At 70.6% G+C, this 16,987-nt stretch carries 18 protein-coding genes; 12 read left to right on the forward strand and 6 right to left on the reverse strand.

The window, feature by feature from the left end:
• Nucleotides 1-30: 30 nt before the first annotated feature.
• The 5 genes from hisS to QLQ86_RS16565 all read left to right on the forward strand — a co-directional run bounded on the left by hisS (nucleotide 31) and on the right by QLQ86_RS16565 (nucleotide 5,409).
• On the forward strand, nucleotides 31-1,359 hold the full coding sequence (gene hisS, locus QLQ86_RS16545; RefSeq protein WP_282817693.1) for a histidine--tRNA ligase: 1,329 nt from the start codon (nucleotides 31-33) through the stop codon (nucleotides 1,357-1,359).
• A gap of 28 nt (nucleotides 1,360-1,387) precedes the next feature.
• A complete protein-coding gene (locus QLQ86_RS16550; protein ID WP_282817694.1) occupies nucleotides 1,388-2,044 on the forward strand; it encodes a YfgM family protein in 657 nt (218 codons plus the stop codon).
• Nucleotides 2,041-3,189, forward strand: a complete 1,149-nt coding sequence (bamB, locus tag QLQ86_RS16555) for an outer membrane protein assembly factor BamB (RefSeq protein WP_282817695.1) — start codon at nucleotides 2,041-2,043, stop codon at nucleotides 3,187-3,189. The genes QLQ86_RS16550 and bamB overlap by 4 nt, the downstream gene beginning before the upstream one ends.
• Nucleotides 3,186-4,589 carry a ribosome biogenesis GTPase Der gene (gene der, locus QLQ86_RS16560; protein ID WP_282817696.1) on the forward strand — a complete coding sequence of 468 codons (1,404 nt, stop codon included), beginning with the start codon at nucleotides 3,186-3,188 and terminating at the stop codon, nucleotides 4,587-4,589. The genes bamB and der overlap by 4 nt, the downstream gene beginning before the upstream one ends.
• 199 nt (nucleotides 4,590-4,788) lie before the next feature.
• Entirely contained in the window at nucleotides 4,789-5,409 is a 621-nt protein-coding gene (locus tag QLQ86_RS16565) for a hypothetical protein (RefSeq protein ID WP_282817697.1), read from the forward strand.
• A gap of 37 nt (nucleotides 5,410-5,446) precedes the next feature.
• Here the strand turns inward: QLQ86_RS16565 and QLQ86_RS16570 are convergent, their stop codons facing one another.
• Complete coding sequence (locus tag QLQ86_RS16570; protein ID WP_282817698.1) at nucleotides 5,447-6,313, reverse strand: ATP-binding protein; 867 nt, start codon at nucleotides 6,311-6,313, stop codon at nucleotides 5,447-5,449.
• 120 nt (nucleotides 6,314-6,433) lie between these two features.
• On the opposite strand from QLQ86_RS16570, the gene QLQ86_RS16575 reads away from it, so the two are divergent.
• Together QLQ86_RS16575 and QLQ86_RS16580 are read left to right on the forward strand one after the other, a co-directional pair.
• Entirely contained in the window at nucleotides 6,434-7,237 is an 804-nt protein-coding gene (locus QLQ86_RS16575) for a M48 family metallopeptidase (protein ID WP_282736400.1), read from the forward strand.
• Nucleotides 7,238-7,254: 17 nt separating this feature from the next.
• Nucleotides 7,255-7,515 (forward strand): hypothetical protein, encoded by a 261-nt coding sequence (locus QLQ86_RS16580; RefSeq protein WP_282817699.1) that lies wholly within the window; start codon nucleotides 7,255-7,257, stop codon nucleotides 7,513-7,515.
• Here QLQ86_RS16580 and aroE read toward each other — a convergent pair.
• From aroE to QLQ86_RS16605, 5 genes are read right to left on the reverse strand one after another with little or no spacing between them, the layout of a single operon-like run.
• Nucleotides 7,502-8,323, reverse strand: a complete 822-nt coding sequence (gene aroE, locus QLQ86_RS16585; protein ID WP_282736398.1) for a shikimate dehydrogenase — start codon at nucleotides 8,321-8,323, stop codon at nucleotides 7,502-7,504. The two genes, QLQ86_RS16580 and aroE, sit on opposite strands and share 14 nt — an antisense overlap.
• The gene (gene hemF / locus QLQ86_RS16590; protein WP_282817700.1) at nucleotides 8,320-9,252 is read right to left on the reverse strand and encodes an oxygen-dependent coproporphyrinogen oxidase; all 933 of its coding nucleotides are present in this window, start codon (nucleotides 9,250-9,252) and stop codon (nucleotides 8,320-8,322) included. The genes aroE and hemF overlap by 4 nt, the downstream gene beginning before the upstream one ends.
• 30 nt (nucleotides 9,253-9,282) lie before the next feature.
• Nucleotides 9,283-9,840: an L-threonylcarbamoyladenylate synthase gene (locus tag QLQ86_RS16595; protein ID WP_282817701.1), complete on the reverse strand. Its 558-nt coding sequence runs from the start codon at nucleotides 9,838-9,840 to the stop codon at nucleotides 9,283-9,285.
• Between the two features lie 57 nt (nucleotides 9,841-9,897).
• Entirely contained in the window at nucleotides 9,898-10,995 is a 1,098-nt protein-coding gene (gene dprA, locus QLQ86_RS16600) for a DNA-processing protein DprA (protein ID WP_282817702.1), read from the reverse strand.
• A 14-nt stretch (nucleotides 10,996-11,009) separates the two neighbouring features.
• The gene (locus tag QLQ86_RS16605; protein ID WP_282817703.1) at nucleotides 11,010-12,119 is read right to left on the reverse strand and encodes a LysM peptidoglycan-binding domain-containing protein; all 1,110 of its coding nucleotides are present in this window, start codon (nucleotides 12,117-12,119) and stop codon (nucleotides 11,010-11,012) included.
• 170 nt (nucleotides 12,120-12,289) lie between these two features.
• On the opposite strand from QLQ86_RS16605, the gene def reads away from it, so the two are divergent.
• The 5 genes from def (at nucleotide 12,290) to trkA (ending at nucleotide 16,987) form a co-directional block, all read left to right on the forward strand.
• Complete coding sequence (def, locus tag QLQ86_RS16610) at nucleotides 12,290-12,802, forward strand: peptide deformylase (protein WP_282736393.1); 513 nt, start codon at nucleotides 12,290-12,292, stop codon at nucleotides 12,800-12,802.
• Between the two features lie 111 nt (nucleotides 12,803-12,913).
• Nucleotides 12,914-13,903: a methionyl-tRNA formyltransferase gene (fmt, locus tag QLQ86_RS16615; RefSeq protein WP_282817704.1), complete on the forward strand. Its 990-nt coding sequence runs from the start codon at nucleotides 12,914-12,916 to the stop codon at nucleotides 13,901-13,903.
• Nucleotides 13,900-15,252 (forward strand): 16S rRNA (cytosine(967)-C(5))-methyltransferase RsmB, encoded by a 1,353-nt coding sequence (gene rsmB, locus QLQ86_RS16620; protein WP_282817705.1) that lies wholly within the window; start codon nucleotides 13,900-13,902, stop codon nucleotides 15,250-15,252. Before fmt ends, rsmB begins: the two co-directional genes overlap by 4 nt.
• A 34-nt stretch (nucleotides 15,253-15,286) precedes the next feature.
• On the forward strand, nucleotides 15,287-15,493 hold the full coding sequence (locus QLQ86_RS16625; RefSeq protein WP_282736390.1) for a dodecin: 207 nt from the start codon (nucleotides 15,287-15,289) through the stop codon (nucleotides 15,491-15,493).
• A gap of 120 nt (nucleotides 15,494-15,613) precedes the next feature.
• The gene (gene trkA, locus QLQ86_RS16630; protein WP_282817404.1) at nucleotides 15,614-16,987 is read left to right on the forward strand and encodes a Trk system potassium transporter TrkA; all 1,374 of its coding nucleotides are present in this window, start codon (nucleotides 15,614-15,616) and stop codon (nucleotides 16,985-16,987) included.

Below are 16,987 nucleotides of genomic sequence, written 5' to 3' on the forward strand. Positions count from 1 at the left end.
GGCGTCCGGCGAGCAGACAAGGAGCAAGCATTGAGCACGTCCCAAGCGAGTCAGAAAGAAGCAAGCAAGAAGAAGATCCAGGCCATCCGTGGCATGAACGACCTGCTGCCTGAACAATCGGTGCTTTGGCAGTACGTCGAGGGCCAGGTCCAGGCGCTGATGCGGCGCTATGGCTACGCCGAGATCCGCACGCCCATCGTCGAGCAGACAGCACTGTTCAAGCGCTCCATCGGCGAGGTCACCGACATCGTCGAGAAGGAGATGTATACCTTCGACGACCGCAACGGCGACAGCCTGACCCTGCGCCCCGAGGGCACGGCGAGCTGCGTGCGCGCCGCCATGGAGCACGGCCTGCTGCACAACCAGACCCAGCGCCTGTGGTACCAGGGTCCCATGTTCCGCCACGAGCGCCCCCAGAAGGGCCGCTACCGCCAGTTCCACCAGGTCGGCGTGGAGGCCTTCGGCCTCGAGGGGCCGGACATCGATGCCGAGACGATCCTGCTCTCGGCCCGACTGTGGAAGGCCCTGGGGCTCTACGAGCACGTCAGCCTGGAGCTCAACTCCCTGGGCTCTTCCGAGGCCCGTGCCGCCTATCGCGACACCCTGGTGGCCTACTTCGAGCAGCACCATGCCCTGCTCGACGAGGACTCTCGCCGGCGCCTGACCAGCAACCCGATGCGCATCCTCGACTCCAAGAACCCCGACATGGCCGAGATGCTCGACGCCGCGCCGAGGCTGATGGACCACCTGGACGACGCCTCCCGCGCGCACTTCGAGCAACTCTGCGCGCTGCTCGACGCCGCCGGCATCGACTACGTGATCAACCCGCGGCTGGTGCGCGGCCTGGACTACTACGGCCGCACCGTCTTCGAGTGGACCACCACGGCGCTGGGCAGCCAGGGCACGGTGTGTGCCGGCGGCCGCTACGACGGCCTGGTGGAGCAGCTCGGCGGCAAGCCGACCCCGGCGGTGGGCTTCGCCATGGGCATCGAACGGCTGGTGCTGCTGCTCGACACCCTGGCGCTGGTGCCCGACACCGCCCGCGACGAGCTGGACGTCTACCTGCTGCCCATGGGCGAGGCGGCCACCGCTGCCGCCCTGCTGCTCGGCGAGCGCCTGCGCGAGGCGCTGCCCGAGCTGCGCCTGCAGCTGCACTGCGGCGGCGGCAGTTTCAAGAGCCGCATCAAGAAGGCCGACCGCAGCGGCGCCCGCCTGGCCTTGCTGCTCGGCGAGGACGAGCTGGCCGAGGGCAGCGTGACCCTGAAGTTCCTGCGCGAGGAGCGCGAGCAGCAGCGCCTCCCCCAGGCAGGGCTCGCCGACACCCTGACATCCCTGCTGGAAGGCGAATCCTTCGCCTGACGGACACCTGCATCAGAGGAGACCGCCCGTGGCGGAGCTGAGAACCGAGGAAGAACAGCTTGAGGCGATCAAGCGCTGGTGGAAGGAGAACGGTACCTCGTTGACCGCCGGCGTGGTCATCGCCGCGGCCGGCGTGTTCGGCTGGAACGCCTGGCAGGACTATCAGGCGGGCAAGGCCGAGGCCGCCTCCATGCGCTACCAGCAGCTGCTAGACCTCACCGGCCAGGACGAGATGGACGAGCAGGCCCGACAGCGTGCCGACGAGCTGGTCGGCGAGATCACCGACGAGCACGGCAAGACCCTCTACGCCGACCTGGCACGACTGCTCGACGCCCGCCTGGCCGTCGAAGCGGGTGACCGGGAGCGGGCCCGTGCGGCCCTCGAAGCGGTGGTCGAGGGCAGCGAACGCGACTACCTCGAGGGCCTGGCGCGCCTTCGCCTGGCCCGCCTGCAGCTCGCCGAGGGCAGCGCCGAGACGGCACTGACCACCCTGGAGGGCGTGCCCGAGGCCCTGGCGGCCCAGCGCGCCGAGGTACGCGGCGATGTCCAGCATGCCCTGGGGCGGGCCGACCAGGCCCGTGAGGCCTGGCGCGAGGCCCTGACCCTCGCCGACGAACGTGACCAGCCGCTCTACGGCGTCCAGCTCAAGCTGGACGACCTCGGCGCCGAGGAGGCCACCCTATGAGACCGACCCTGCTGATTGCCGCCACCGCCGCCCTGGCCCTGCTGGCCGGCTGCGCCGGCAAGGCCGAGCCCGAGTACGCCCCGCGCGAGCTGCAGTCCATTGACGCCACCACCGAGCTGGAGACCCTGTGGCGCGAGCGCGTCGGCAAGGGGCTGGGCGACGCCGGGTACCCGGTGGCGCCGGCTCAGGAGGGTGACACCCTGTTCGCCGCCGATGGCCGTGGCCTGGTAAAGGCACTGGATGCCGACAGCGGCGAGACCCGCTGGGAGGTCGAGCTCGACACGCCGGTCTCCAGCGGCCTGACCGCCGTGGCCGGCAGCCTCTTCCTGGCCACCCGCAACGGCGAGGTGCTCTCCCTGGACCAGGACGACGGCGAGGTTCAGTGGCGTGCACGGGTCACCAGCGAGGTGCTGGCCGCGCCCCAGGCCAACCAGCAGCTGCTGGTGGTCCAGGCCGTCGATGGCCGCGTCACTGCCCTGGACCGCCAGAGCGGCGACGAACGCTGGGTCTACAGTGGCCCGCGTCCCTCGCTGACCCTGCGCGGCACCGGCACCCCCACGGTGATCGACCCGGTCACCTTCGCCGGCTTCGCCAACGGTCGCCTGGTAACGCTGGACAACCGCAGCGGCCAGCCGCTCTGGGAGCGCCGCATCGCCATCCCCGAGGGGCGCAGCGAGATCGACCGCCTGGTCGACCTGGCGGGCCAGCCGGTCCTCACCCAGGACGGCCGGCTCTTCGTGACCAGCTACAACGGCCGACTGGCCGCCCTCGACGCCCCCTCCGGCGAGGTGCAGTGGGCCCAGGAGCTCTCCAGCTACCACACCCCGATCCTGGTAGGGGACTTCCTGTTCGTGGTCGACGAGGCCAGCCACGTCATCGCCGTGGATGCCGGGTCCGGCAACGAGATCTGGCGCAACGAGGCCCTCGAGGGACGCTCGCTCACCGCGCCAGCCTATGCCACCGACCACCTGGTGGTGGGCGACGCCGAGGGCTACCTGCATCTGATCGATGCCCGCGAGGGCGAGATCGTCGGCCGCGCCCGCGTCGACGGCTCGGGGATCGGCGTGCGCCCGCTCACCGACCGGCGGCGCATCTATGCGCTGGCCAACGACGGCACCCTGGAAGCCCTGGAGCTTCGTCCATGACGCCGGTGATCGCCCTGGTCGGCCGCCCCAATGTCGGCAAGTCGACGCTCTTCAACCGCCTGACCCGCTCGCGGGACGCCCTGGTGGCGGACTTCCCGGGGCTGACCCGCGACCGCAAGTACGGCAACGGCATGCTCGGCGACAAGGCCTACACGGTGATCGACACCGGCGGCATCAGCGGTGACGAGGCGGGCATCGACGCGGTCATGGCCGAGCAGTCGCTGGTGGCCATCGACGAGGCCGACATCGTGCTCTTCCTGGTCGACGCCCGCGCCGGCCTCAACGTCGCCGACGAGGCCATCGCCAACCACCTGCGGGTCAACCAGAAGAAGACCTGGCTGGTGGTCAACAAGGTCGACGGCCTGGAGGAGCACAGCGCCATGGCCGACTTCTGGCAGCTGGGGCTCGGCGACCCGCACCCCATCGCCGCGGCCCATGGCCGCAACGTCACCGCGCTGATCGAGGAGGTGCTCGAGCCCTTTCCCGCGCGCGACGAGAGCATCCCCGCGGACACCGGCACCAAGGGGATCCGCATCGGCGTGATCGGCCGTCCCAATGTGGGCAAGTCGACCCTGGTCAACCGCCTGCTCGGCGAGGAGCGGGTGGTGGTCTTCGACGAGGCGGGCACCACCCGCGATGCCATCGAGATCCCCTTCGAGCGACGCGGCAAGCCCTACGTGCTGGTGGACACCGCCGGGGTCAGGCGCCGCAAGAACGTCCGCGAGATAGCCGAAAAGTTCTCGATCATCAAGACCCTGGAGGCGATCAAGGCGTGCCACGTGGCCATCGTGGTGCTGGATGCCCGCAGCGGCCTGGTGGAGCAGGACCTCCACCTGCTGGACTACGTGCTGACCAGCGGGCGCGCCCTGGTGCTGGCGGTCAACAAGTGGGACGGCCTGGAGCACGAGGCCAAGGAGTCGATGCGTGCCGAGATCAAGCGCCGCCTGGGCTTCGCCGACTATGCCGACCTGCACTTCATCTCCGCGCTGCACGGCACCGGAGTGGGGGACCTCTACCCGTCGCTGGAGCGCGCCTTCGCCTCGGCCAACGCCCACTGGTCCACCAACCGCCTGACCACCATCCTCCAGGACGCCGTGGAAGCCCACCAGCCGCCCCTGGTGCGCGGGCGACGCATCAAGCTGCGCATGGCCCACCAGGGCGGCAGCAACCCGCCGATCATCGTGGTCCACGGCAACCAGACCGGCTCGCTGCCGGAGGCCTACAAGCGCTACCTGACCAACACCTTCCGCAAGGTGCTCAAGGTGCGCGGCACCCCCATGCGCTTCGAGTTCCGGTCCGGGGAGAACCCCTACGACCAGCTGGCCGGGGCCAGCGACCGGGAGAAAGCCAAGAAGCGTGAACTGGGCCGCACCCGGGAGGCCCGCAGGAGCCGCCGCTGAGCCGACCTCCCCTCCCTTTCATCCTCGCCGCGCCCGGCCCGGGCATCGACGACGGGCCGGGCGCTGTCGTCGCGCACCGACAGTTCCGCTTCTGCCGCAGGCAGAGAGGGTGCCCGACGGCTTGACGTGGAGCGCCGCTGGGCCTGAAATACGCCCCTCGCTGCAATGCAGCACCGCTGCTGTCCCGGAGGATTCCACGATGCTCTCCCGTCGCCTGAGGCGCCGCTGGCGCCTGCTCGTCCCGCTCTGCCTGGCTGCCCTGCTCGGCGGCTGCCTGGCGATTCCCCAGACCGGCCTCTTCGCCTTCCGCCTGGCCGTGACCTCGCTGGGGGTGGAGGAGGTGCGCATCGGCCCCTACGCCGTGGACGCCCGCCTCGACACCAGCGACCTCATGTCCCTGGCGATGTCGAGCCTGGGTGCCGGCAGCCTGCCGGTGCAGGCGACCCTGGCCATGGGCCTGGGCCTGCCGGGTGGCATGCCGCCCGTGGAGATGGCCGGGTTCCGCTGGACCCTGGACATGCCTGGCGTGGAGCCGGTCAGCGGCGACTACGAGCAGGACGTGACCCTCACCTCGGGTGACGACACCAACCTGCGCCTGCCGGTGGCGTTCGACCTGCTGGGGGGCGGACGCGAGCAGCTGGCCCCCATGGTGGAGCTGGCCAGCCAGCTGGCCCGCCAGGGAGAGCTGCCCGCCGGCAGCGAGCTGGCCATCACGCCGGGGGACCTGCGCGGCCTGGGCATGACCCTGCCCGCCGGACTGCTCACCCCCACCATCCGCCTGGGCGTGGGGGAGGACGGCAGCCTGATTCCGCAGGGATAATCCAGGCACGCTTCACCATATCGGGGGTGCAGGTTTCCTACTTTCCCTGCAGGCGGCGCTTGCCCACCCACTGGGTGGCGAACTGCCAGGCGCCGCGGCCGCTGCGACCGCCGCGCAGGGTGGCGAAGCGGATCGCCTCGGCCCGCGCCTCGGCGTTCCAGTCCTCGCGATGGCCCAGCTGGGTGACCCAGTGGCAGCAGGCCTCCAGGTAGACATCCTGATTGAAGTGGTGGAAGCCCAGCCACAGGCCGAAGCGGTCGGAGAGCGAGATCTTCTCCTCCACGGCATCGCCATGATGCAGTTCGTCGCCCACCAGCCGCGAGCCCTCGTTGTCGCTCATCGATTCCGGCAGCAGGTGGCGGCGGTTGGAGGTGGCGTAGAGCAGCACGTTGGGCGGCGGTCCGGTCAGGGCCCCGTCCAGCACGCTCTTGAGCGCCTTGTAGGCGTCGTCATGGCCCTCGAAGGAGAGGTCGTCGCAGTAGACGACGAAACGCTGCCGCTGGTGGCGCAGCTGCTCCACCAGCATCGGCAGCGCCGAAAGGTCATGGCGGTCCACCTGCACCAGGCGCAGCCCCTCATCGCACAGGCTGTTGAGCAGGGCGCGGATCAGCGACGACTTGCCGCTGCCTCGAGAGCCCCACAGCAGGGCGTGGTTGGCCGGATGTCCCTGCAGGAAGGCGCGGGTGTTGTCGACCAGCGCCAGTTTCTGGCGCTCGATGCCCAGCAGGTCGTCGAGCGCCAGGGCGTCCCGGGGCGGGACCGGCAGCAACCGCCCCCCCAGGGTATGGCGCTGCCAGAGGGCGGCGACGTCCCGCTCCCAGTCCACCTCCAGCGGGGGTGGCGGCAGCCAGTGTTCGACGTGATCCAGCAGCTTGAGCAAGCGACGCGACAGCTCGGCGTCCATGACGGCTTCCTCCCGGTATGCATGTTTCGCGGTTGACCTGATCGGCGTTCGGGGTATCTTGTGGCGAACCTCGACGCCCCGTCCAGAGTCTCAGTGATCTGGAACCGACAGGAGCTCTCCATGCGCTGGACCCATTTGCTTGCCGTTGGCGCCCTCAGCGTCAGCCTCGCCGCCTGCACCACTTCGCCCACCGGGCGCTCGCAGCTCACCCTGATGTCGGACGAGCAGCTCGACCAGATGGGGGCACAGGCCTTCGCCCAGTACCAGCAGGAGCTGCCGACGGTCGGCGGCGCCCCGCTGCGCTACGTGGAATGCGTGACCGAGGCCGTGGTCCGCGCCCTTCCCGAGCAGGACCGCAACCAGAACTGGCAGGTCAAGGTCTTCGAGTCCGAGCAGGCCAACGCCTTCGCCCTGCCCGGCGGCTACGTGGGCATCAACACCGGCCTGCTCCAGGTGGCCGATAACCAGGACCAGCTCGCCGCGGTGATCGGCCACGAGATCGCCCACGTACTGGCCCGTCATGCCAACGAGCGCGCGTCCACCCAGAGTGCCACCCAGCTCGGCCTGTCGGTGATCTCCTCCGCCTCCGGCATGCAGGGCGCCGGGGGCGAGACGATGATGGCGGCGCTGGGCATGGGCGCCCAGTACGGCATCCTGCTGCCCTTCTCGCGGCGCCACGAGAGCGAGGCCGACACCCTGGGCCTCAACCTGATGGCCGACGCCGGCTTCGACCCGAGAGCCAGCATTGCCCTGTGGGACAACATGTCGGCCGCCGGGGGCGGTGCCCGGCCACCGGCCTGGCTGTCCACCCACCCGAGCCACGGCCAGCGCATCGGCGGCCTGGAAGCGGCCATGGGCGACGCCATGGCCCGCTACGAACGTGCCCGCAACGCCGGCCGCACGCCCAACTGCCCGCGCCCCTGAAGAAAGGCTCGACTCGCATGCTGAAGATCGGATTGCTGCTGCTGGTAGTGCCCATCCTGGTGCTGATGGGCGCCTACTTCATGGAATTGGGTGACGTACGCGACTGCCTGCTCGTCCAGGAGGGGCACTGGGACTACCGGTCGGGCGTCTGCCGCGACACAGCCCAGCCTTTCGTGCCCTGGGTCGACCGCCACCCCTGGCTGGTCAATGGCGGCATGCTGACCTCGGTGGCCGGCGTGGCGCTCTGCATGGTGGGGCTCTACGTCAAGAAACGCTGAGCGCCTGCCTGAGCCTCTCCAGCACCGGGGCAGTATCGGGGCGCCTGCCACGCCACTGGAAGAACGACTCCGCCGCCTGCTCCACCAGCATGCCGAGGCCATCCACGCCGCGGGCGCCGTGTTCGGCAGCCCAGCGCAGGAAGACCGTGGGCTCGGCACCGTACATCATGTCGTAGGCGGTGGCCCCCGGTGCGAAGAGGTCGTCGGGCAGCGGCGGCAGGTCACCCGCCAGGCTCGCGCTGGTGCCGTTGATCACCAGGTCGAAGGGGCCTGCCACGGCGTCGAAGCCACCCCCGGCGATCTCGCCCAGGTCGCGGAAGTCGGCGGCGAGGGCCTCGGCCTTGGCCGCCGTGCGGTTGGCCACCCGCAGGCTCGCCGGCTCCTCGGCCAGCAGCGGCTCCAGCACGCCGCGCACCGCCCCCCCGGCGCCCAGCACCAGGATCCGTGCCCTGGCCAGTTCCACGCCATGACGCTTCAGGTCGTGCACCAGGCCGATCCCGTCGGTGGTATCGCCGTATGTCAGACCGTTGCCCCCCAGGACCAGGGTGTTGACCGCCCCGGCCCGACGGGCGCGCTCGCTGAGGGTGTCGCAGAGGCGGAAGGCCGCCTCCTTGAAGGGCACGGTGACGTTGGCCCCGCGGCCGCCCTCGGCCACGAAGCGCCGCCAGGCGCCGGCGAAGTCATCCAGCGGCGCCTCGATCGCGACGTACTCGATGTCATCACCGCCCTGGTCGGCGAAGGCGGCGTGAATGACCGGCGATTTCGAGTGGCCGACCGGGTGGCCGAAGACGCAGTAGCGATCGGTCATGCTCCGTTCTCCTCTTGCTGCTCGCCGAGCCAGTCGCGGGGGCGCAGGTAGTCGTCGTAGAGCCGCGCTTCGGGGCTGCCCGGCTCGGGATGCCAGTCATATTCCCAGCGCGCCAGGGGCGGCAGCGACATCAGGATCGATTCGGTGCGCCCGCCGCTCTGCAGCCCGAACAGGGTGCCGCGGTCCCACACCAGGTTGAATTCCACGTAGCGCCCGCGACGATAGAGCTGGAAGTCGCGCTCCCGCTCGCCGAAGGGCGTGTCGCGACGGCGACGCACGATGGGCAGGTAAGCATCGAGGAAGGCGTCGCCCACGGCGCGCTGGAAGGCGAAGCACTGCGCGAAGCCACCCTCGTTGAGGTCGTCGAAGAAGAGCCCGCCGACGCCGCGAGTCTCGTCGCGATGCTTCAGGTAGAAGTAGTCGTCGCACCAGGCCTTGAAGCGGGGGTAGACCGCCTCGCCGAAGGGGGCGCAGGCATCGCGCGCCACCCGGTGCCAGTGCACCACGTCCTCATGCACCGGGTAGTAGGGCGTCAGGTCGAAGCCACCGCCGAACCACCAGACGGGCGCTTCCCCCGCCTTCTCGGCGATGATGAAGCGCACGTTGCCATGGCTGGTGGGCACATGGGGGTTCTCGGGGTGCAGCACCCAGGAGACCCCCACCGCATGGAAGCTGCGCCCGACGAGCTCCGGCCGCGCCGCGGTGGCCGAGGGCGGCAGGCGCTCGCCGAACACATGGGAGAAGTTCACGCCGCCCTTCTCGAAGAGCCGGCCGTGCTCGATCACCCGTGAGCGACCGCCGCCCCCTTCCGACCGGTCCCAGGCATCCTCGCGGAAGCGGCCACCGTCCTCGCCGGCCAGGCCCGCGCAGAGGCGCTCCTGGAGGTCGAGCAGGTAGGTCTTGACGTCATCGAGATGGGCGTGGGCCAACGGAGCCTCCTGGGCTGGAAAGGGAACGCTTCAGGAACGCAGTACCCGGCCGGTGACCAGGTCGCGGATGGTACTGGGGCGCGCGAGGCCGCCCAGCGGGCCGTCGAGGACGGCATCGAGCTCATCACCGAAGGTGGCCCGGATCTGCTCGGCGCTCATCGCCGGCGGCTCCCCGGCCCGGTTCGCCGAGGTCGAGACCACCGGGCCACCGAAGGTCTCGCACAGCGCCACGACCAGCGGATGGTCACTGACCCGCAGTGCCACCCGGTCATGGTCGCCGCGCACCAGGGCACGGGCGCGGCCGTTGTCGGGCACCAGCCAGGTCGCGGGTCCCGGCCAGCTCGCCGCCAGGGGGGCATGCAGCGCGACGGGCAGCCCCTCGAGCCAGGGCGCGAACTGGTCGATGTTCGCCGCCACCAGGATCACGCCCTTGGCCGGGTCGCGCGCCTTGAGACGCAGCAGACGGGCCAGGGCCTGCTCGTCGTCGGGGTCGCACCCCAGTCCCCAGACGGCCTCGGTGGGGTAGGCGATCACGCCTCCGGCCCGCAGGGCCGCCACGGCCTGCTCCAGTTCATTGGCCTCGATCATGGGTCTCCTCGCCTGAGCTCGACATGCCGGATGACCGGCCTCGGGAGGCGTATGCTATCACGCCTCCGGCCGGGTCGGCAGGCGCACCCAGCCACCGGCGGCCTGGGTCACGGCGCCCTCCAGCTCCAGCTCGAGCAGGCCACGCTGACAGTCGGCGACGCCGCGGCCGGTCAGGGCCACCAGGGCATCCACCGGCGTGGGCGTGTCACTCAGCCAGCGCAGCAGCGAGTCCTCCCGCGCCTCGGCCGGCTCGGGACCCGGGGTCGATGCGGGCACGGCGGCCACGGCCCACTGGCTGAGCTCGGCGAGGATGTCGTCCAGGTCGCGGACCAGCACGGCGCCATCGCGAATCAGCTGCAGGCAGCCCCGGGCCGTGGGATTGTGGATCGAGCCGGGCAGGGCGAAGACCTCGCGGTTCTGCTCGAGGGCCAGCCGGGCACTGACCAGCGAGCCGCTGCGCTCGGCGGCCTCCACCACCAGCACGCCCAGCGAGAGGCCGGTGACGATGCGGTTGCGTCGCGGGAAGAAGCCGGCCCGTGCCGGGGTGCCCGGCGGATGCTCGGAGAGCAGCAGGCCGCCGCTCTCCTGCAGGCGGCGGTGGAGGCGATGGTGGCGCGGCGGGTAGATGACGTCCACCCCGCAGCCGAGCACCCCCACGCTCGACCCGCCGGCCTCGAGTGCCGCCTGCTGGGCGGCGGCATCGATGCCCAGTGCCATGCCGCTGACCACGCACCAGCCCCGCCCGGCCAGTTCCCGGGCGAAGCCGGCGGCATTGGTGAGCCCCTCGCGGGTCGGGCGCCGCGAGCCGACCATGGTCAGCCGCGGCGGGCCAAGGGCCTTGAGGTCCCCCAGCGCCCAGAGCACCGGCGGGGGATCGGCAATCTGGCCGAGCAGCCTCGGCCAGGCCGGATGGTCGGGGTGGATCAAGTGCCGGCCTGGCTCGGCACCGAGCCACGCCTCGTCGGCAGACAGCGCGGCGGAGAGGGGGCTGCGGGCGGAGTGGTCAAGCCACAGCCGCAGGGCGATGGCCGCCTCGCGCGGCAGCACCGCCAGCCAGCCGTCCGGCCAGTCGGGCCGCGCCGCCACCAGCTCGGCCAGACGCGCGGCGCCCATGCCGGGCAGCCGGGCGAGGGCCAGCCATTCCCGCGCCTGCACCGTCGGGTCCCGCCCTAGCGCAGCGCCGTATCCAGCAGGCGCTGCGGGCTGTGGATGCGATCGCCCACGGAGAGGGTGCGACTGGCCTGCATCACCAGGCCGTAGCTCATCTTCTCGTAGGGACGGAAGACCATCACCAGGCCGGCATCCTCGCCGGGCAGGCGCAGCGCCTCCCCGGTGCGCGGGTCACTGACCAGCTCGCCGCGCTGCTCGACCATCAGCACATGGCCCGCCTCCAGGCCGTCGCGCCGCCCGCGGTCCAGCGCCACCACCTGCAGGCGGCCGATGAAGCGCACGCCGCCGGGCACCGCCAGGATGCGCCCCTCTACCTCCCGGTCGGGGGCCCGAGGCAGGAACTCGGTGACCAGCCGGCGATCCTCGAGCGGCAGCACGATGTCGTCGTTGCGCACCTCCTGGCTGGAAGAAGTCACCTCCAGCACCGCGATGTCGTCCTCCTGACGCAGGCGGCGCGCCTGGCCGACGCTCTCCAGTTCGAGGCCGAGCGGCTCGCCGCTGGCACTGTCGACGTAGCGCTCGCCCACGCGGTAGATGCCGAAGCGGCCGCCGCCCTCGACCCGGCCCCGGGCATAGAGGCGGTCGCCGCCACCGCTGACCAGGCGGCCATCATCCCCGGCGACCACATAGGCCAGCTCGTCCAGCGCCTCGGGGTCGTCGATGACGCGGTGCTCACGCAGGAAGTGGCGCACGGCATCCAGGGGAATCGGCTCGATGGCCTCGCGGTGCGGGGTGGTACGCACCTCCGGCGACAGACGCACCATGCCCTGGCCACGCTCGAGGCCGAGACAGGGACGCCCGTTGCAGTCATAGAGGTAGACGATGTCGCCGGGATAGATCAGGTGGGGGTTCTCGATCTGCGGATTGACCTGCCACACCTCGGGCCACTGCCAGGGATGCTGCAGGAAGCGACCGGAGATGTCCCAGAGGGTGTCCCCCCTGACCACCGTATAGCGATCCGGGGCATCGCCTCTCAGGCCCTCCTCCCATGAGAGCCCCTGGGCCTGGACCAGCGTGGTGGCGAGACCGAGGGCCCCGCCCACCAGCAGGGTACCGAGCCCCCCTTTCAGCCGCTGACGCCACCCCACTGCGCATCCTGTCTGTTTCATCCCTGCTCTCCCCCGCGTTGCTGGCCTCACGCCTGACGCCATGGAACGACGGCGACGTGGTATAGTCAGATACTATTGATGTGATGCACGTTCGACGGTTTCGCCACCGAACGCGTACTTCTAGAATAGTGTCATCTTGTAAATGACAGCATAACGGTGATTCCAACGCCATGGCCAAATTACCCATCCTCGAATTTCCCGACGAGCGGCTGCGCACCATCGCGACGCCGGTCGAGGCGGTAGACGACGAGGTGCGCCAGCTGGTCGACGACATGCTCGAGACCATGTACGACGCGCGCGGCATCGGACTGGCCGCTACCCAGGTGGACGTTCATCGCCGGGTCATCGTCATGGACGTCAGCGACGACCAGTCGCGCCCGCTGGTAATGATCAACCCGGAATTCACCCCCATCGGCGACGAGCGCGAGCCGATGCAGGAGGGCTGCCTGTCGATCCCGGAATACTACGCCGAGGTTCCCCGCGCCCTGAAGGTACATCTCAAGGCGCTGGGTCGTGACGGCCAGCCCTACGAGATGGAGGCCGAGGGCCTGCTCGCCCACTGCATCCAGCACGAATACGATCACCTGGAGGGGGTGCTGTTCGTCGACTACCTCTCCGTGCTCAAGCGCGACCGGGTGATGAAGAAGATGCAGAAGCGTCACCGTCAGATGCAGCCCGCCTGACCCTTGCCCTCCCTCCCGGGAGATGAAGGCCGACGCTGATGCGCCGGCCTTCGTCGTTTGCGGCCAGCTCCGTTATCATGAGGGGCATCGCCCACTGGCAAGGCCCTGAACATGTCCCGACCCCTGCGCGTCATCTTCGCCGGCACCCCCGACTTCGCCGCCGAGAGCCTGGCGGCGCTGCTGGCGAGCCACCACGAGGTCGTCGCCGTCTATACCCAGCCCGACCGCCCGGCCGGCCGCGGCCGCAGGCTGACCCCGAGCCCCGTCAAGGCCCTCGCGCAGGAGCATGGCCTGCCGGTCTTCCAGCCGGCGACCCTGAAGGCGCCCGAGGTTCAGGCCGAGCTGGCGGGCCATGAGGCCGACATCATGGTGGTGGTGGCCTACGGCCTGCTCCTGCCCCGTGCCGTGCTCGAGATTCCCCGGCTCGGCTGTCTCAACGTGCATGCCTCGCTGCTGCCGCGCTGGCGCGGGGCGGCCCCCATCCAGCGGGCCATCGAGGCCGGCGACGAGGAGAGCGGCGTGACCATCATGCAGATGGACGCGGGCCTCGACACCGGCGACATGCTGCTGGTCAGGCGCACCCCGGTCTCGGCCACCACCACCGGTGGCGAGCTCCACGACCGCCTGGCGAGCCTCGGCGGCCAGGCCATCGTCGAGGCCCTGGATGCCCTGGCCGGCGAGGGGCTCGACGCCACTCCCCAGCCCGAGGGGGGGGTCACCTATGCCGCCAAGCTCTCCAAGGCCGAGGCGGAACTCGACTTCCGCCGTCCCGCCGTCGAGCTCGCGGCCCGGATCCGCGCCTTCAACCCCTGGCCAGTGGCCTGGTGCGCCCTGGGGGACGACCGCCTGCGCCTGCTGATGGCGCGGACCGCCTCCCCTGCGCCGGGCGAGGCCCCGATGCCACCCGGCACCCTGCTCGCCCACGGTGCCGACGCCCTGCGCATCGCCTGCGGCGAGGCCGGCGACCAGGTGCTCGAGGTGACCCGCGCCCAGCTGCCCGGCGGTAAGCCCCTGGCGGTAAGCGAACTGCTCAAGGCCCGCGCCGAGCGCCTCGCGCCCGGCATCCGACTGGGACACACCGATGAGGAGGCCACCCCATGAGTCAGGAAACCACCGCGCCCCGCACCCGGGAAGGCAGTCGCGACAACGGCCTGGCCGTGCGTGCCGCCGCGGCCCGCGCCCTGGCCCCGGTGATCACCGGCAAGGGCTCGCTCACCGGCCTCGACGACCATCAGGTGGTGGCCCGTGACCGGTCACTGTTCAAGGCGCTCTGCTTCGGCACCTGCCGCACCCTGCCACGTCTCGAGGCGCTGGCCGGCAAGCTGCTGGCCAAGCCGTTCAAGGCCCGCGACGCCGACGTCCAGGCCCTGCTGCTGCTCGGCATCCACCAGCTGCTCTACCTGCGCATCCCGGCTCACGCCGCGGTGGGCGAGACCGCCGGCGCCGCCCGCCTGCTGGGCAAGGAGTGGGCCACCCGGGTGCTCAACGGCTGCCTGCGCCGCCTGCAGCGCGAGAGCGCCGAGCTCCAGGCCGATGTCGACCGCGACCCGGCCGTGGCACTGCTGCATCCCCGCTGGTGGCTCAAGGCCCTGCGCCAGGCCTGGCCCGACGACTGGCGCGCCATCTGCGAGGCCAACAACACGCCGGGGCCCATGACGCTGCGGATCAATCGCCGCCATGGCGACCGCGAGATGTACCTGGACCGTCTCGCCGCGGCGGGCATCCCGGCACGCCTCTGCGCGCACGCCCCGGACGGCCTGACCCTCGAGTCACCCCGCGATGTCGAGACGCTTCCCGGCTTCGCCGAGGGCCATGTCAGCGTCCAGGACGAGTCGGCCCAGCTCGCCGCCGTGCTGCTCGGCCCGTCGCTGGCTCCGCGGCCCGGTGCCCGAGTGCTGGACGCCTGCTGCGCCCCCGGCGGCAAGACCGCCCACCTGCTGGAACTGTTCGACATCGACCTGCAGGCCGTCGACAGCGATGCCGCACGCCTGGCCCGGGTCGAGGATACCCTGGCGCGCCTGGGGCTCGCCGCGACCCTGGCCGAGGGCGACGCCACCACCCGTGACTGGTGGGACGGCACGCCCTTCGACGCCATCCTGCTCGATGCGCCCTGCTCCGGCAGCGGCGTGATCCGCCGCCACCCCGACATCAAGCGGCTGCGCCGCGCCTCGGACATCAAGGCGCTGGCCGCACTGCAGGCGCGGCTGCTCGACAACCTCTGGCCACTGCTGCGCCCCGGGGGCACCCTGCTCTATGCCACCTGCTCGGTGCTCCCCGAGGAGAATGCCGAGCAGATCGCGCGCTTCCTCGCCCGCACCCCGGAGGCGCTGGCGACCACCCCAGCCGACATGGCCTGGGGCCGCGCCTCGGGCGCCGGGCGGCAATTGCTGCCAGAACCCGACAGTCACGACGGCTTCTTCTATGCCAGACTGGAGAAGCATCCCGCCTGAGGGCGGGCGTTCCGTTCACGACACGGGAGGTTCCATGAGCCATCACACCTACAAGCACATCGAACTGACGGGCTCCTCGGAGAAGGACATCGAGGACGCCATCCAGAGTGCGCTGACCAAGGCGTCCGAGAGCCTGCATGGCATGCGCTGGCTCGAGGTCGTGGACACGCGTGGCCACATCGAGCACGGGCGGGTCGCCCACTGGCAGGTCACCATCAAGGTCGGGTTCACCCTGGACTGAACCACGGCGCGACCTGTTCTTCTCACGGCGGCTGGTTTAGGCTTGCCTCGTGATGTTGCGGCGCACAAGGTGCGCCGCACGCGATACCCCTCGGCCTGACCGGAGCGGACGGCAACGACCATGAAGATCATCATCCTCGGCGCCGGCCAGGTTGGCGGCACCCTGGCCGAGCACCTGGCCCGGGAGGAGAACGACATCACGGTGGTGGACACCGACGGCGAGCGCCTGCGCGAGCTGCATACCCGCCTGGACATCCGCACGGTCTCCGGGGCCGGCTCCTACCCCATGGTGCTTCGCCAGGCCGGCTGCGAGGACGCCGACATGCTGATCGCAGTGACCAACTCTGACGAGGTCAACATGATCGCCTGCCAGGTGGCCCACACCCTGTTCCGCACGCCGACCAAGATCGCCCGGGTGCGTGCCACCGCCTACCTGACCCGCAAGGGCCTGTTCGCCCACGAGGCGGTGCCCATCGACGTGCTGATCAGCCCCGAGCAGGTGGTCACCGACCATATCCGCCGGCTGATCGAGCATCCCGGCGCCCTGCAGGTGCTGGAGTTCGCCGGCGGCCTGGTGCAGCTGGTGGCGGTGAAGGCCTTCTACGGCGGCCCGCTGGTCGGCCAGGAGCTGGGCTTCCTGCGCCGCCACATGCCCAGCGTCGACACCCGGGTGGCGGCCATCTACCGCCAGAACCGGCCGATCATTCCCCGCGGCGACACCGTGATCGAGGCCGACGACGAGGTGTTCTTCATCGCCGCCCGGCGCGACATCCGCGCGGTGATGAGCGAGCTGCGCCGCCTCGACCGCGACTTCCGCCGGGTGATGATCGCCGGCGGCGGCAACATCGGCGAGCGCCTGGCCGAGCACCTGGAGCACAGCCACCAGGTCAAGATCATCGAGCACAACCTCGAGCGCTGCACCCAGCTCTCCGAACGCCTCGACCGCACCGTGGTGCTGCACGGCAGCGCCACCGCCAAGCGGCTGCTGGAGGAGGAGAACATCGAGGAGTGCGACATCTTCTGTGCGCTGACCAACGACGACGAGGTCAACATCATGTCGTCGATGCTGGCCAAGCGCATGGGCGCCAAGAAGGTGCTGACGCTGATCAACAACGCCGCCTATGTCGACCTGGTGCAGGGCGGCGAGATCGACATCGCCATCTCGCCCCAGCAGGCCACCATCGGCAGCCTGCTGACCCACGTGCGGCGCGGCGACATCGTCAACGTCCACTCGCTGCGCCGCGGCGCGGCCGAGGCCATCGAGGCCATCGCCCACGGCGACACCCAGTCGTCCAAGGTGGTGGGGCGCGCCATCGGCGAGATCGACCTGCCCCAGGGCACCACCATCGGCGCCGTGGTACGCGGCAAGGAGGTGCTGATCGCCCATGACGACGTGGTGGTGGAGTCCGGTGACCACGTCATCCTGTTCGTGATCGACAAGCGCCGGCTGCGCGACGTGGAGCGGCTCTTCCAGGTCGGGTTGACGTTCTTCTGA

The sequence above is a fragment of the Halomonas rhizosphaerae genome (assembly GCF_030012485.1).
GTDB lineage: Bacteria > Pseudomonadota > Gammaproteobacteria > Pseudomonadales > Halomonadaceae > Halomonas > Halomonas rhizosphaerae.

Coding starts and splice junctions, on each gene's coding strand:
- bamB (WP_282817695.1), top strand. CDS start 2,041: ATGAGACCGACCCTGCTGATTGCCGCCACCGCCGCCCTGGCCCTGCTG.
- der (WP_282817696.1), top strand. CDS start 3,186: ATGACGCCGGTGATCGCCCTGGTCGGCCGCCCCAATGTCGGCAAGTCG.
- QLQ86_RS16565 (WP_282817697.1), top strand. CDS start 4,789: ATGCTCTCCCGTCGCCTGAGGCGCCGCTGGCGCCTGCTCGTCCCGCTC.
- QLQ86_RS16570 (WP_282817698.1), bottom strand. CDS start 6,313: ATGGACGCCGAGCTGTCGCGTCGCTTGCTCAAGCTGCTGGATCACGTC.
- QLQ86_RS16575 (WP_282736400.1), top strand. CDS start 6,434: ATGCGCTGGACCCATTTGCTTGCCGTTGGCGCCCTCAGCGTCAGCCTC.
- QLQ86_RS16580 (WP_282817699.1), top strand. CDS start 7,255: ATGCTGAAGATCGGATTGCTGCTGCTGGTAGTGCCCATCCTGGTGCTG.
- aroE (WP_282736398.1), bottom strand. CDS start 8,323: ATGACCGATCGCTACTGCGTCTTCGGCCACCCGGTCGGCCACTCGAAA.
- QLQ86_RS16595 (WP_282817701.1), bottom strand. CDS start 9,840: ATGATCGAGGCCAATGAACTGGAGCAGGCCGTGGCGGCCCTGCGGGCC.
- QLQ86_RS16605 (WP_282817703.1), bottom strand. CDS start 12,119: ATGAAACAGACAGGATGCGCAGTGGGGTGGCGTCAGCGGCTGAAAGGG.
- def (WP_282736393.1), top strand. CDS start 12,290: ATGGCCAAATTACCCATCCTCGAATTTCCCGACGAGCGGCTGCGCACC.
- fmt (WP_282817704.1), top strand. CDS start 12,914: ATGTCCCGACCCCTGCGCGTCATCTTCGCCGGCACCCCCGACTTCGCC.
- rsmB (WP_282817705.1), top strand. CDS start 13,900: ATGAGTCAGGAAACCACCGCGCCCCGCACCCGGGAAGGCAGTCGCGAC.
- QLQ86_RS16625 (WP_282736390.1), top strand. CDS start 15,287: ATGAGCCATCACACCTACAAGCACATCGAACTGACGGGCTCCTCGGAG.
- trkA (WP_282817404.1), top strand. CDS start 15,614: ATGAAGATCATCATCCTCGGCGCCGGCCAGGTTGGCGGCACCCTGGCC.